A 14,311-nucleotide genomic window follows, 5' to 3' on the forward strand; every position below is an offset into this window, starting at 1 on the left:
ACGCAATATATCGCGTCTCTACAATATAAAAACGAAATGCTAAATGCCCGCGCTTATCCCGCCTGCTTTTGCGCGTACCAACCAGTTTTAACCAAGCATCTAAACTTCCAAGCATCAAAGCGTCTATTTTTTATCTTTCATCTTCCGGTTTTTTCGTGATATAATTTATCCATTGTTTACAAATCCAGGAGGAAATTATATATGTCAGAGCATTATCCGCATAAACAAACAGAAGAAAAGTGGCATAAAAAATGGGAAGGAAACAGGACATTTAAGGCAACAGGAAAGGGAGAAAAATATTATATCCTTGAAATGTTTCCGTATCCTTCGGGATACCTTCATATGGGGCATATCCGCGTTTACAGCATAGGCGACGTGCTTGCGCATTACAACAGAATGCAGGGAAAAGACGTAATTCATCCTATGGGATATGACGCTTTTGGATTGCCCGCGGAAAACGCCGCGATTAAAAATAACGTTCATCCCGCTGAATGGACAAAAAAGAATATTGAACACGCGCGCGGTCAGTTTAAAAAACTTGGAATGTCATACGACTGGGACAGGGAACTTGCCACCTGCGACGAATCTTATTACAGATGGAATCAGTGGCTTTTTATTAAGTTTTTTGAAAAGGGGCTTGCTTACAGGAAAGCTTCCGCCGTTAACTGGTGCGAATCATGCGGAACGGTTCTGGCAAACGAACAGGTGCAGGAAGGCAAATGCTGGCGCTGCGAAAATACGGTTGTCCAGAAAGACTTAACCCAGTGGTTCTTTAAGACCACGGCTTATTCACAGGAACTGCTTGACGGGCATAATAAAATTGACTGGCCTGAACGCGTTATTGCCATGCAAAAAAACTGGATAGGCAGAAGCGAAGGCGCAAGGATACTTTTTAAGGAAGAAAAAACAGGCGAAGAAATACCTGTATTTACCACAAGGCCGGATACTATCTTTGGCGCTACATATGTGGTTCTTGCCGCGCAGCACCCGATGGTGGATAGAATTAGGGCAAAAGCAACCGCGGAAAAACAGAAAGAAATAGACGCGTTTAGGGATAAAGTGAAAAAAATGGATGTCACTGTTGACACGCTTTTAACCCTTGAAAAAGAGGGAGTGGATACGGGAGAGACCGCGATAAACCCGGTTAACGGAAAAAAGGTACGCATCTGGATAGGAAATTACGTTCTTATGGATTACGGCACAGGGGCAATTATGGCGGTTCCCACACACGATTCGCGCGACTTTAAGTTCGCGAAAAAATATAACCTGCCGATGATAGTGGTAATTCAGCCGAAAGATAAACAGCTTAAGCTTGAAGAGATGACAGACGCGTATGAAGATGAAGGCATGCTTGTAAATTCCGGCGAATTTGACGGGATAAATAATAGTGAAGCCAAGAAAAAAATTGCCTCCTGGATGAATGATAAAGGCATGGCAAAGATAGAGATAAATTACAGATTAAAAGACTGGCTGTTGTCGCGCCAGCGTTATTGGGGAACGCCCATACCCGCGATTTACTGCGATAAGTGCGGCATAGTTATGGAAAAGGAAGAAAACCTTCCTGTAAAGCTTCCGCGTGATATTGAATTTTCAGGCAAGGGCAATCCGCTGGAAACATCAAAGTCATTTTTAAGCGTAAAATGCCCAAAGTGCGGCGGTGACGCCAGGCGCGAGACTGACACAATGGATACTTTTGTGGATTCTTCATGGTATTTTGTCCGTTACTGCGATTCAAAAAATGAAAAACTTCCGATAGGAAAAGAAGCAGCCGCAAGAGAACTGCCCGTTGACCAGTATGTAGGCGGGCCGGAACACGCCTGCATGCACCTTATTTATGCCAGATTTTTTACCTATGTAATGCGCGACCTTGGTTTAATAAGCTGTGGCGAACCTTTTAAAAAACTGCTTACGCAGGGCATGGTAATTAAGGACGGTTTTAAGATGTCCAAATCCAAGGGCAATACCGTAAGCCCTGATGATATGATAGAAAAGTACGGTTCTGATACCGCAAGGCTTTTCATGCTGTTTGCGGCGCCGCCGCAGGCCGACCTTGAATGGAATGACGAGGCGGTAGAGGGTTCTTACAGGTTCATTAACAGGATATGGAGAAAGTTTACCCAATATATCGATCAGGTTAAAGGCGCTTCGGATACAGTTAATTACTCCGCGCTTGATGAAGCTAAACAGAAACTTGTAAGAAAAACACACCAGACAATTAAAAAGGTTACAAATGATATCGGCGTGGAACAGCAGTTTAATACCGCGGTAGCATCGCTTATGGAGCTGTTTAATACTGTAAGCGCGACAGAGCTGGATCCGTCCAAAGACGCGCCGCTTATCAAGTTTGTAATTAAATCAATGGCGCTTTTAATGGCTCCTATGACCCCGCATTTCAGCGAAGAACTTTGGGAAATGCTTGGAAATAAAGAAAGCGTATTTAAGGCAAAATGGCCTGTTTATGATGAGGCGCTTACGATTGAAAACACGGTTGAATTTGTATTGCAGGTAAACGGAAAGATAAGGGATAAGATTAAACTTGATTTTAACGCCCCGCAGGATAAAGCGGAAGCCGCGGCATTTGCGTCAGAAAAAGTACTTGAATGGACAAAAGGCAAAGAAACCGTAAAAAAGATATTTGTACCAAACAAACTGTTTAATATTGTAGTAAAATAAATTAATTTCATTATAGGAGGATATAATATGAAAAAAGTTATGTTAAGCCTTCTGGTTCTGGCGGCGCTGGCAGCCGGCTGCGCCACTTACATTCCACAGCCCAATCTTGCGCCGGATGTTAAGACAATTTCTGTGCCGGTATTTCTGAATAAGACCGACAAATATGGCCTGGAGCAGTACGTGACACAAAAGACAATAGATGAATTTCTTGCCGACGGCAGGGTGACAATACTGGATGAATACAAGTCTGACGCGGTTATTAAATGTGTTATTACTAAATACGTGCAGACACCTATTCTTTTTGACACAAACCAGGTGCCGCAGCAGTACAGGTTAAGGATATACGTTAATATAACGTTTTTTGACAATAAGCAGCAGCGCGAGCTTTGGCTTACAAAGGACATGTGGGAAGAGACCACGTATTATGTCGTGAACAACCTTGGAATGCCGGCAGAAGATGAAGAACGCGCCAGGCAGCGGGTGCTTGACCAGCTTGCCAATAAGGTGATGAGAAGAGTGATATACGGGAGCATGAATTGAAACGGTTAATATTAGCGGTTATATTGACTGCGTTTTCAGCCGCGCTTTTTGGCGCGAAAACTTCGCCTGTGCTTACCGGGCATATAACAACGTGCAGCGGGCTTATAAATAATTACCCCGCGGACACAACCAACTGGTTTTTCAGGACGCAGCATCAGGTGGTACAGTACTGGGCATACCTGCTTTTTCCCGCCAAACAGTCTTCGCCGGGAATGAAACAAAGGAACCATATGTTTGAAAATCCTTACGCGCTGTATTCCGGCGCAGGCTCTCAGGAAGTGGAAGATTCAAACGTATTTGAATTAAGGATAATATCGCCTACGGGTAAGGTAATAGCTGAAAAGGTTTTAAACTGGGACAAGAACGCGGCGGAGAATAAAAAAGTGACAGTGGACAGCGGGGAATACCTGCCTTATGTTGTGGCCAACTACATAGGAATAAAACAGATGTATCCGGAAAACGGGCAGGGATTATTGCCGGATGAAATAGGGCTGTATCATGTTGACCTGTATTTAAACGGCAGAAAAATAGCAATGACCTTCTTTGAGATGAAAGATTAAGATGGCATCTTCTTTTTCAAAACCGGAATCATTTTACATAATAGCCGCAGAAGATGATTTTTATACCGGTGAAGTGACAGGACAGATACGCGAAGGCCTTTTTAACGGGCATGATGACCCGTCTGCGGTTCAGCCGTTTGATTTTTCTGATAAAGAAACCTCCGTAAATGAAGCCATAGAAGGCGCATTAACCGCTTCCATGTTTTCACCCGCCAAACTGGTCATTATGAAAGAATTCTATAAACTTAAAAAAGACGACCTTGAAAAAGTCTTTAATTTATTACCCTCAATTCCGCCGGGCACATGCGTTGTGCTTACAACTTCAGGAGAGATAACCGCGCCGCGCAGGGAAGAACTAAAAAAACGAGGAATTGGCAAAAAGAATCTTATAGAAGTTTCAAAGAATCAGGCGGCAGAACTGCCGGGCAAATGGATAACCGATTACGCCGCAAAAAACGGGATAACCGTTGACAGCGATGTTTCTGAATATATTGTAACGGAATCAAACGGCGATATTGCCTCCATAAAGAATGAACTGGACAAGCTTATGCTGTTTGCAGGCGAAAGAAAAGAAATAACAAAAGATGATTTTAACGCTGTCCGCGGCGTGACAAAAGAATATGACATCTGGTCGCTGGTGGCATCTGTTCAGAATAATAATCCGGCCAGGACGTATAAAATTCTTGACGCCCTTTTTGAAGACAGCAGCCCGGAAGCTATTTTGGGCACTGTGTTTGCGTCAATAAAAGACCTGTATATTTATATCCTTTATGATATGACCGGAAATGCTTTCAGGGCAAGGGCCGTGCTTGGCGGGAAAGTGTTCTTTATAGAAAAAGAAAAACGGACCCGCTTTTTCAAGAAGGTCCGTTATGAAGAAGTTGTCTCTATTTTCAGGGAAGCCGACAGGAAGATTAAACTTTCCCACCGTGATCTTGCCAAGCCTGTGTTAACCGTTATGTTTGAAAGGCTGTTTACTTTATTAGAAGAAAAAAACAGGTAATTAAGCTGTTTTTACCTTAACGGCTGCCGCGATTCTGCTTTTATACCTTGATGCCGCGTTCTTTTTGATGATGCCTTTTTTGGCTGCTTTATCAATAAAAGAAACAGCTTCAATGACTTCTTTTGGGTCCTTTGATGCTTTTGCTTTTTTCATAAGAGTCCTTAACTTATGAAGTGCGGCGCTGTTGCTTGCCGTCCTTTTCTTTGTTTTCCTTAAATCTTTCTTTGACGCGTTTAAATTTGGCATTGCTTTAAAAAACCTCCTTAAGATTTTCAAAATAATGATGAATTTTATTATAAATAAAGGTTTTTGTCAATATCATTATGCCTTGTTGACTTTGAAAAACCGATGTTATAAAATGGTTGCTGCATGATGGTGAACCGGTTAATGCGGACGACACGGAGGAATTTAACGTTGAAAGGGATAAAAACTGTGTTTTTAAGAAAATTTATGTTTTTGCTGGCGGTTTTTATTCTGCCGCTTACTGTATATCCGGTCTCTATAACCATTGACACTTCAAACGAAAGGGCAGCCATAAGCCCCCTGATTTACGGCACCAACCAGCAGATGGAAGGCAATGAAAACCTGACCTGCATGCGTTTTGGCGGCAACAGGGTGACAGGGTATAACTGGGAAAATAATGCCAGTAATGCCGGTTCTGACTGGTATCATTCAAGCGATAATTTTATGTGCGGCGCGCTGGAAAATCCTGTAAACACATATGACTGCGCGAATGTACCCGGCGCCGTGCTTAATAATTTTTTAGATTATTGCGCCTTAATGGGTTATGAACCTTTAATAACGCTTCCAATGGCGGGGTATGTGGCGGCTGATAAAGACGGAAATGTTTTAGAGTCAGAAGCCGCGCCTTCCGCAAGGTGGAAAACATTGATTTCGAAAAAAGGCTCCGCGTTTTCGCTGCCGCCTGACACATTGGATGGTTATGTTTACGCTGATGAAGAGGTAGCGCATATTGTTAACAGATACGGATTGTCCGCCGCGGGCGGTGTCAGATTTTATGAACTTGATAACGAAGGCGATTTATGGAATTCCACGCACGTAAGAATTCACCCGTCGCCTGTGGGCGCTTCTGAATGGGTGACAAGGGGTGCGGAACTTGCAAAAGCGGTAAAAGACGTTGACCCGCAGGCGCAGATAATGGGGCCGGTGTTTTTTGGAATTTGGTCAATGATGAGCCAGGGCGATGACTGGAACACGGTCAGGGGGACGAATACCTGGTATGTGCCTTATTACCTTCAGCAGATGAAAGCGCAGTCTGATGCTGACGGAAGAAGGCTTCTGGACGTTTTGGATCTTCATTACTATTCAGAAGCGCGTGAAGGGCTTTATCCGCCTTTTGATTATAACAGCGGACAGTGCAGGATTACTGACCCTGCGTGCAATTCCGCCGAAGCAATACAGGCAAGGCTTCAGGCGCCGCGTTCTCTTTGGGATCCTTCATATATAGAAAACAGTTCCGCCGGCCAGTGGTGCGGTACTGCGCTTCCAATAATACCAAAAGTTCAGGCGGCAATAGACGCGGACTTTCCGGGAACCAAAATTGCCGTGACCGAATTTGGTTTTGGCGGCGGCAGTAATTTTTCCGGCGGTATAGCGATGGCTGATACACTTGGCATATTCGGAAAGTACGGCGTATATATAGCCACAATGTGGAATACGGATTACGGTTTGTTTCATTCCGCGGCTTATAAATTGTTTCGTAATTATGACGGGGCGAATTCAACATATGGCGATACAAAAGTTTCCTGTGAAAGCGGCGATAACGCTATAATGTCCGCTTACGCTTCAATATCAGGCACAGATGAAACCGCGCTTCACGTCATTGTACTTAACAAATCATCAGCCGCTCAGAACGCGGATTTTGTTATAGACGGAAGTGCGGCATATCAAAGCGGTGAAGCGTATGGCTTTGGCGGAAGCGACAGCACAATCACGCTAAAGGCCGCTCCTGTGGTAACAGGCAACGCTTTTTCTTATTCAGTACCTGCTTACAGCGCGTATCACTTTGTTTTTTACGGCGCTATCGGGCCGACAAACACACCCACACCTTCAATAACTCCGGGCGGCCCCGCTTTAACGTTTACCGGTACATATACATATACGCATACAAGCACAAGTACATATACGGCAACCGTTACTCCCACGCCGGGCGCGGGTATTGATATTTATGACGGCGATACCGCGGGCATGACAATTACGGACGGCACGGCTAATAATTCCGCTGACGGCGGCGGAATATCACAGGGTGCGGCGGGAAACCCGGGAAACGGAATGGTTGTATCATTTGCTTCAATTCAAAGCTGGTGGCAGCAGCATGACTGGGCGTTAAACACACCGGTTAATACCGGTGCTTATACGCTGCTGGAATTTGACATAATTTCAGAAGCGGGCATCCCTAACGGGCTAAGGTTCGGCCTTGACTGGAACCTGACTGACTGGTCTGTTGATGTTACGGATTACGTATCGGGCGGTGTTATTAATCAGACATGGAATCACGTATCAATACCGGTTGATACACTTCTTCAGGGCGGAACCGTGATACAAAGGCTTATTTTTGTGGGCAACGCCGATAATGATTACAGCGTTATAATAGATAATGTAAGGATTACAGGGCAGGCGGTTCAGACACCCACATATACATATACGGCGTCAGCTACAGAAACCGAAACGGCGGTTAACACCGCTGTAAATACTCCCGTTGATACGGCAACAAATACTGCCACGCTTACGCCTTCTTTAACGCCGCCGCCGGCGATAACTTTTACCATAACAGCCACACATCAGATTTCGTTTACAGCCACTGCTGTGGACACGGCGGATCATACCGCTACTGTAACGCTTACAAATACACCGGTTATAACCGTAACCAAAACAACAACCGTCTCGCCGTCAAATACCGCCGGTATTACATTTACAAAAACAGCCACGCGTACAAACACGGCAACAGTTACCAATACCGCGATTCATACAGCGACTGAAACCCCGGCCATAGCCGCCACATTCACACATACCCCTGTTTTGGTTAACGGGCTGGATGAATTAAAAATAGAAAATGTAACGGTATATCCAAACCCGTATACGGGCGATGGTATGTCGGTTTTGTTTGATATTACGAAAAGCGCTCAATTTGTTAAATTCAGCCTTTACACCGGAAGTTTCAGGTTAATTAAAGAGGCAAAATTAAATATTACACCGGGTGCGGGGAATAAAAAAGCTGAAATCAGCTCCAAAAACTTTGAATCTTTAGCTAACGGGACGTATTACTGTGTTATAAGCGCGGAAGACGGCGGCAAGAAAGCTGTTTCAAAGATAAATACTGTTGTGATAATAAGGAAATAAAGAGTCAAGCTATAGGCAGTTAAGCAAAAGCGAAATATAAACAACGAGTGCTAAAAAGTAAGGCTGATAAATCTCTCCATCCATCTAAGAATACAGGTTTACGAGCGGCACACACTGAAAAAACCGGATAATGTCTGATGTTTGGTTTAATATATGTTTTGACTTTCGTTCCGCGCTTTTGCTTATCTGCCTAATGCTTAACTGCTTGTTTTTTATAATGTTTGTCTTTACTTCTGTCCCTCTGTGCATCCGACCATCTGTCCATCGGGCATTTCCGGTTTATTACCTTATTATCTGGTACTCTTCGTAATATTCTTTTATTTTGTTGTCATCCGGTTTTTCGTTGGCGCGCATGTAATCTGTGATTTGACCTCCGAAATACCATCCTATAAAACCGCCGGCTGCCGCGGCTGCAACTGATGTGATTGCTGTTTTTCCGCCGTCTTCATCGCCGGACACGGCAAGAAAACCAAGCGTTCCGCCTATAACCGTGCCGACAAAAGTGGCCACTGAATTTATTATGAAATAAGTTGATTCTTTAGCTTCGTCAGGAGGGGGAAGCCCCGCTTTTCTTTCTTTCTGAACGGTGGCGCAGGAAACTGATAAAAACAAACAGGAGACAAGAAGCAGATATTGAAATTTTTTCATATTTCACCTCCTTTATAAATATTATAACATATCACCCCTTATTGTATTAAGAACTTTAATGTATTATAATTGTCTCAATATTAAAGGGGAAATATAATATATGAGTAAAAAGATTTACAGAAAAAGTTTATTATTTCACAGGGTTGTAATGGCGTTGTTTTTTCTTTTCTTTATAGTATTCCCGTTTTCGTTGTATTGCGCGTGGTTGGATGTTGACGGAACAGGGCAGGAAAGTATAAATATTTTTCCCACCGATAATCAGGCGGGAGACCCGGACATAGCCATTGACGGAAGCGGCAATCCGCATGTTGTGTGGTTTGAACATACGGGAACTAACTATGACATTTATTATATTAAATGGAACGGGACGGGCTGGGTTGATGCCGACGGCGCGGGCCTTGAATCCGCGCGTCTTACATACTCTTCGGGAGATTCAATATTTCCCAATGTAGCCGTTGATTCAGCCGGCAGGCCGCACATAGCGTGGCAGGAAACTTCCGGTGTCGGCGGAGAAATATTTTACTGTAAATGGAACGGTTTAAACTGGGTAAAAGCGGATGGTGTCCCGGGATTTGACAGCGTGTCCGCTTCTTTAACTGTTAATTCGGCGCATCCATTTATGGTTTTAGATTCTTCTGATAAACCGCACATAGTGTGGAACGAAGGCGCTGAAAACGAGTATATGGGCGGCGCGTTTGCGGATATTCAGTATGCGGCATGGAATGGGACCCAGTGGGCGGACGCGGACGGAACAGGGACTGAATCAAGGACCATTTATTCATCGCCGTATTACTCTTTGTATCCTCATCTTGATACGGATTCAGCCGGCAGGCCGCATATAACCTGGTGCGACGGAGAGGATGAAAACAGGGAAATATATTATTTAAAATGGAACGGCGCATCATGGACAGACGCGGACGGCGCGGGGCAGGAATCAATAAATATTTCAAACAGCGCGGATTATTCCGCGTGGCCGTATATAGATATAGATAATTGGGATGTGCCGCACGTTGTCTGGGAGGACTTTTCTTCCGGACACCAGGATGTGTATTACCTTAAATTTAACGGCGCTTCATGGGTGGACGCCGACGGTACAGGCGCCGGAAACATAAACATAACTTACGGCTATCATAATTCTTCGGTGCCCATGATAAAAGTGGACGCGTCGGGGATACCGCACGTGATGTTTGGATACGGCTCTCTTGAAACCACCCAGCGCTACTGTCTTAAATATAATCCCGCGGGCGCGCTGTGGTCGGGCGAAGACGGTACCGAGGCATCCGTTAACATATCTTCAAATGAAATTAACAATTCGTGGTCTTCTTTTGAACTTGACCCCGGCGGTTACCCGCATGTGGTGTGGCCTGCCGGTTATCTGACAGACCCGCACGACATTTATTATCTGCGCTGGCTTCCCGAAGGCACGCCCACAATCACACCCACAATTACCATTACTTATACAGCCGTGGCAGATGCCACAGCCACGCTTACGCATACAGTTACCAAAACCGTTACGCGGACAAAGACCCCGACTATAACAAAAACGCTTACTTATACAATGACTCCCAATCCACAGCCTTCTGCCACGCCAAACAGCTGCTGGGCGGACGCGGACGGCACAGCGCAGGAATCCGTAAAAGTAAGCCCGGGAACAAATTCAAAAATGGCCCTGGATCAGCCGGGTAATCCGCATATTGTTTATGAAGATGCCGGTGAAATTTATTATCTTTTCTGGAACGGGACACAGTGGACGGACGCGGACGGCAGCGGCACTGAAAGCGCAATGATTTCGGTACACGAGGATAAAAGTTTTGATCCTGCGTTATATTTAGACAGTTCAGGCAGGCCGAATATCGCGTGGAATGGCGGATTGTATGAGGGCTGGCAGCAGATTTATTTTTTAAAATACAACGGCTTTTCATGGGTGGACGCGGACGGGTCAGGTGTTGAAAAAATAACAGTTCCGGCGTATAACGGCGGATTTCCGCAGGATGTATCGCTTGCGTTAGATCCATTACAGCAGCCCTTGTGCGTATGGGTGGATTATCCGGCCGGAAAAACATACACGGTGAAAGATGTCTTCTTTTTGCGCTGGAATGGAAGCAGTTGGACAGACAATGACGGCACAGGTTATGAATCAAGCATGGTCAGTTTTAATACTTATCCTTGTATTGAGCCTGATTTAAAAATAATGGGAGGCCTTACACCCTACATAGCATGGATAATGCAGACTCCCGGTGATAATTCGGTAATTGTGAAAAGATGGCATATTAATCATTGGATCCAGACAGATGGAAGTACGGCTGAAACAGATATAATAACCAATCCCGATGTACTTAATCCGCGCCGCGTAAAAATTGTTATTGACGCGGACAAGCGGGCTCATGTGGTATTTGATGCTCTTATAGGCGGCAACAGGGAAATATGCTACCTTAAATGGGACGGCACGCAGTGGGTGGACTTTGACGGCGCGGGGCAGGAATCTATAAATATTTCAAACACTCCGGGTTTTTCACAGGGCGCTTCAATAGCGGTTGATTCTTCGGGACACCCTCACATTTCGTGGTTTGATGAAGGGGGTATTTATTATATAAGGTGGAACGGCATTGAATTTACGGGTGCTGACGGGCTGCCGGGTTCTAAATTAATTGCTCCCGCGTCCGGGCGCGAAACGGGCGCGGTTTCTTCCGCCTTAAAGCCGGGCGATGTTCCGGCGGTTTCATGGCATGATGATATAGCGGGGCAGCAGGATGTATATTACCTTTATCACGTCTGTGCTTACAATACACCCACTTTTACGGCGACAATCACCCCGACTGTAACAATGACGCCAACAGTTACTTTAACGCCTGAATTTTCGGCAACAAATACCATTACAGTTTCCCCTACAATTACACCCGCGCCGGTTGAGCTTAAGCCTGTTAAAAAAGCTTTTGGTGAGAATCCCGGAATAGGGTCTGAAATCACTTACGAAATTACCCTTGAGAATAATTCGGATTTTATTATTTATAATCCTGCTTTGTGGGATACGCTGCCGGAAGAGATAAATTACACGGCGCGAATATCAGGGCCGGCGCCGGATTCTTTGTACAGCTCCGGGAATTATTATTACTGGAGCATCAGCGGTACGGCTTTAAATCCCGGCGCTTCAATTACCATAAGGTTCAGTACGCGGATATCATCGATTAAACCTGACGGAATAATAATGAATACTGTTTGCGCGGATTATCTGGACCCGCACCATAATACGGAAGACAACAGGCATCCGCCGGTTATTTCGGAGATTTCTTATTTTCCTGAAGGCAAGGTGCTGGTTTATCCCAATCCATTTAACCCGGCCACAGCCGTTGGCGGAAACATGAAATTCATAAACCTTACCCCTGATTCAAGGGTGGAAATATATAATTTATCCGGAGAACACGTGATAAGCCTGCATTCGCCGGGTGTTGCGGTTTTTTGGAACGGGACAAACAGAAACGGGCAAAAAGTGTCCCCCGGAATTTATTATTATGTTATAATTAATTTGTTATCTCAGGAGAAAATAAAAGGAAAGTTTTTTGTTATTTCAAAATAACGGAGGGATATTTAAATGAAAAAAATTATTTCGGTATTACTGCTGTCAGTATTTCTGTGTGTGCCTGTGTTCAGCGATGAATTGGTTTCGGATTCAAACGGGGACGCAAATGTCACCACCACCACTGTTTACGATATTTTTATGCACGAGGACATTGCCACAAACGTGCTTATGGGATGGGGCGGCCTTTCACTTGGCACCGGCCTTGTAATGTTTTCCAACGGAAATGAATTTGTAAAAGGATATGGCCTTACAAACCTTATTTGGGGCGCGGTTGATACGGCGCTTGGCGTATGGGCAAAGCAGAGCATTGATTTTAGAAAGGCAAATATTGCCCCGGAAAAAGAACTGCAGGAATTTAAAGACAACATATGGCTTAATATGATAATAGACGGAGCCTGTATTCTGGCGGGAACCGGAATGCTGGTATGGGGAAATGAAAGCGTAAAAGGGTATGGAGCCGGTGTTTTAACACAGGGTATATTCCTGATTACCTTTGACGGCGTTAATCTTATGATGGCAGAAAACCTTTCAAAAAGGTTCCCGGATACAACTGCAAACTGATTTAAAACTTTAAAAAGCTTTATTATTTAACGGTTAATTTATAAATTTACAATTTTTTTCTATCTATAATCTGACACAACCAACCTTCAAATGTCCCAAAAGGCACAAATAGTGCCTTTTGGGACATTTATTCCAAATAAATATCACATAATATCTATGTTTTGACAGTTTTTTGGAAGGAATGAAACTTGCTTAATATATTATGTAAATTGCCAGGAGGTGAACGTTATGCAGCCCGACTTTGATTCAGAGCTTGAACAAATGATTGCCAACAAGCACAGAGTTCATGCAAGCGAAGAGGTCAGGTATAAAATCCTGGACAGGGAAGATGAAGAATTTCAGGGATTATTTATGGAAGCAAGGACAATTTCAATAAGCAAGAAAGGGTTAATTCTTCTTATGAAACACAGGGTAAAACCCGAAGATGCCATGATAGTTGAACTTACTTTAGGGCCTGAAAAGCGTAAAATAAAGACATGCTGTGAATCAATTGGCTGCAGGAAAGAAAGTTTTAATAAAGGTTATGAAGTTGAAGTGCAGTTTCTGATCTTAAAAGATGAAGACAAACAATACATAGAGAATTATATGAGACAAAACAGTGTCTGATTTCTGCGTGTTGCCGCGTGTTTTAAACGGAATAATGCACGGGGCAATCTGCAGAAATGCATAAGTTCTTTTCGCGTCCCTGCCTAATTCACCGCCCCCCCGAAAAAGGCAGGGGCGCGCTTTTTTATTATAACGGCTGTAAATCATAATCTTGCGCGGCCGCCGCTATTGTTGTATAATATGACAAAAGAGGTGGCTATGGCTTTTAAATGTCCGCGTTGTAATCAGGTTAACAAAGATGGAAGCGATACATGCTGGAGCTGCCATACCATATTTGCAACCGGCGAAAAAAAACCGCTTGATATGAAAGTAAAAAAGTCATTTTTTTCAACATCAAAAAGGGAAAAAGTTGATTTTAAAGAGGTTTCATCAAATTTTCCGGGAACAATTGCATCATATTTTTCAGCCCCTCCTAAAGAACGTTATATTCTTGCAAGGCTTACAGTGTTTTTTCTTGCGCTTAACCTTTTTAATAACTTTATTTTCTATTACTTTAAAGGTATTACACAGGCGCAGGAAAACGCCGGTAATATAACAGCTTTTCTGGTAATTTTTATGGCTGTATACAGCGCTGTTATCTGCATAGCGCGGCTTAAAGCTGATACGGATTTCCCGGGAAAAGCCGCTTACTTTTTTTATCTTTTTTTTATCCCTGTTTTCGCCTTTGGTTATATCGTCCCGTCTTATTACCCGAATTTCAGGTTATTTCTGGAAGGAGCGCTGCTTATTTGGAACGCGATTTTGCTTCGTCCGTAGTTTTATAAGTTGACATAAGTGCTTTTT

At 43.9% G+C, this 14,311-nt stretch carries 11 protein-coding genes; 9 read left to right on the top strand and 2 right to left on the bottom strand.

Features of this window, described 5'->3' with window-relative positions; genetic code table 11:
* Positions 1–201 precede the first annotated feature (201 nt).
* The 4 genes from JXR81_08380 to holA are packed head-to-tail and all read left to right on the top strand — an operon-like array spanning position 202 to position 4,776.
* The gene (locus tag JXR81_08380; GenBank protein ID MBN2754860.1) at positions 202–2,673 is read left to right on the top strand and encodes a leucine--tRNA ligase; all 2,472 of its coding nucleotides are present in this window, start codon (positions 202–204) and stop codon (positions 2,671–2,673) included.
* A 27-nt stretch (positions 2,674–2,700) separates the two neighbouring features.
* Positions 2,701–3,213 (top strand): LptE family protein, encoded by a 513-nt coding sequence (locus JXR81_08385; protein MBN2754861.1) that lies wholly within the window; start codon positions 2,701–2,703, stop codon positions 3,211–3,213.
* Positions 3,210–3,773, top strand: a complete 564-nt coding sequence (locus tag JXR81_08390) for a hypothetical protein (protein ID MBN2754862.1) — start codon at positions 3,210–3,212, stop codon at positions 3,771–3,773. The genes JXR81_08385 and JXR81_08390 overlap by 4 nt, the downstream gene beginning before the upstream one ends.
* A gap of 1 nt (position 3,774) precedes the next feature.
* A complete protein-coding gene (holA, locus tag JXR81_08395) occupies positions 3,775–4,776 on the top strand; it encodes a DNA polymerase III subunit delta (protein MBN2754863.1) in 1,002 nt (333 codons plus the stop codon).
* On the opposite strand, the gene JXR81_08400 is transcribed toward holA, so the two are convergent.
* Complete coding sequence (locus JXR81_08400) at positions 4,777–5,022, bottom strand: 30S ribosomal protein S20 (protein ID MBN2754864.1); 246 nt, start codon at positions 5,020–5,022, stop codon at positions 4,777–4,779.
* Between the two features lie 168 nt (positions 5,023–5,190).
* Between JXR81_08400 and JXR81_08405 the strand changes: the two genes are divergently transcribed.
* Entirely contained in the window at positions 5,191–8,136 is a 2,946-nt protein-coding gene (locus JXR81_08405) for a glycoside hydrolase family 44 protein (GenBank protein ID MBN2754865.1), read from the top strand.
* Positions 8,137–8,418: 282 nt separating this feature from the next.
* Here JXR81_08405 and JXR81_08410 read toward each other — a convergent pair whose 3' ends face one another.
* Positions 8,419–8,784, bottom strand: coding sequence for a hypothetical protein (locus JXR81_08410; protein ID MBN2754866.1), 366 nt, complete (start codon positions 8,782–8,784; stop codon positions 8,419–8,421).
* Positions 8,785–8,884: 100 nt separating this feature from the next.
* On the opposite strand from JXR81_08410, the gene JXR81_08415 reads away from it, so the two are divergent.
* The 4 genes from JXR81_08415 (at position 8,885) to JXR81_08430 (ending at position 14,284) form a co-directional block, all read left to right on the top strand.
* On the top strand, positions 8,885–12,358 hold the full coding sequence (locus tag JXR81_08415; protein MBN2754867.1) for a hypothetical protein: 3,474 nt from the start codon (positions 8,885–8,887) through the stop codon (positions 12,356–12,358).
* Positions 12,359–12,373: 15 nt separating this feature from the next.
* Positions 12,374–12,922: a hypothetical protein gene (locus JXR81_08420; protein ID MBN2754868.1), complete on the top strand. Its 549-nt coding sequence runs from the start codon at positions 12,374–12,376 to the stop codon at positions 12,920–12,922.
* Positions 12,923–13,150: 228 nt separating this feature from the next.
* Positions 13,151–13,528, top strand: a complete 378-nt coding sequence (locus tag JXR81_08425) for a PilZ domain-containing protein (GenBank protein ID MBN2754869.1) — start codon at positions 13,151–13,153, stop codon at positions 13,526–13,528.
* Positions 13,529–13,726: 198 nt separating this feature from the next.
* Positions 13,727–14,284 (top strand): hypothetical protein, encoded by a 558-nt coding sequence (locus JXR81_08430; GenBank protein MBN2754870.1) that lies wholly within the window; start codon positions 13,727–13,729, stop codon positions 14,282–14,284.
* Positions 14,285–14,311: the final 27 nt, after the last annotated feature.

Source organism: Candidatus Goldiibacteriota bacterium, assembly GCA_016937715.1.
Lineage (GTDB): Bacteria > Oederibacteriota > PGYV01 > PGYV01 > PGYV01 > PGYV01.

Excerpts from the sequence above, each read along its gene's own strand:
- JXR81_08380 (MBN2754860.1), top strand. The coding sequence starts at position 202 with ATGTCAGAGCATTATCCGCATAAACAAACAGAAGAAAAGTGGCATAAA.
- JXR81_08385 (MBN2754861.1), top strand. The coding sequence starts at position 2,701 with ATGAAAAAAGTTATGTTAAGCCTTCTGGTTCTGGCGGCGCTGGCAGCC.
- holA (MBN2754863.1), top strand. The coding sequence starts at position 3,775 with ATGGCATCTTCTTTTTCAAAACCGGAATCATTTTACATAATAGCCGCA.
- JXR81_08400 (MBN2754864.1), bottom strand. The coding sequence starts at position 5,022 with ATGCCAAATTTAAACGCGTCAAAGAAAGATTTAAGGAAAACAAAGAAA.
- JXR81_08410 (MBN2754866.1), bottom strand. The coding sequence starts at position 8,784 with ATGAAAAAATTTCAATATCTGCTTCTTGTCTCCTGTTTGTTTTTATCA.
- JXR81_08415 (MBN2754867.1), top strand. The coding sequence starts at position 8,885 with ATGAGTAAAAAGATTTACAGAAAAAGTTTATTATTTCACAGGGTTGTA.
- JXR81_08420 (MBN2754868.1), top strand. The coding sequence starts at position 12,374 with ATGAAAAAAATTATTTCGGTATTACTGCTGTCAGTATTTCTGTGTGTG.
- JXR81_08425 (MBN2754869.1), top strand. The coding sequence starts at position 13,151 with ATGCAGCCCGACTTTGATTCAGAGCTTGAACAAATGATTGCCAACAAG.
- JXR81_08430 (MBN2754870.1), top strand. The coding sequence starts at position 13,727 with ATGGCTTTTAAATGTCCGCGTTGTAATCAGGTTAACAAAGATGGAAGC.